Genomic DNA, 680 nt, shown 5'->3' on the forward strand with positions numbered 1-680 from the left:
ATCATGTTCATTCCTGCTGTTGCTGTTGCTGAGCGTCGCCAGTTGAGGAATGAGCTGACCTATTGGATTGATAACATTCTCCCGAATAAGGGGAAGTATCTGCGGTACATGGTTATCACCTGCGGTGAGAACGTCCGCATATATGATGACCTCAAGGCGGAGCATAGGAAATGGACACGCAAGCTCTCTGATTGCTTCCGTTGGCTCAATCAAAAATATGGTTCAAATCTGTATTTCAGGGGGACTGAGTTCACTCATAATGAGGATCATGAAACCCTTAACATGCATATGAATATCCTCTTTGATCTGCCGTATTTGAAGKGGAACKGCTGGCAGGATTTTCTTGCTGATGTTCGTGAGAGGATGTCGTGCATTGTTAAGGATGCGGGAACTCTTGAGTCTGTTGATGAGGTCACAAAATATGTGACTAAGCCGAACGATATTGAGACGATGGAGGATGGCCATCTTGAGTGGTTCTATAATGAGACACTCAATACGCGACTGATACAGAGGTACGGATCGTTTAAGGAGTTCAAGGGGTCTCTTAATGATGAGAGGCTTCGCATCGTTCGAGATCAGTCTGATGGATCTCTGAAGATGATGAAGAAGCGTGTCATCAATGATGCTGAGCTTTTCACGAAGCGTGATGAAGGCGAAGCCACGATAGGTGTCCCTAAATC

The 680-nt window shown here is 45.6% G+C and carries 1 protein-coding gene; it reads left to right on the forward strand.

From position 1 onward, the window contains the following. A partial coding sequence (locus KP705_RS15865) for a protein rep (protein ID WP_215764917.1) occupies positions 1-680 on the forward strand: 680 nt, incomplete at both ends.

The organism is Gluconobacter sp. P1D12_c (assembly GCF_018812105.1).
In the GTDB taxonomy this organism is placed as follows: Bacteria; Pseudomonadota; Alphaproteobacteria; order Acetobacterales; family Acetobacteraceae; genus Gluconobacter; species Gluconobacter oxydans_A.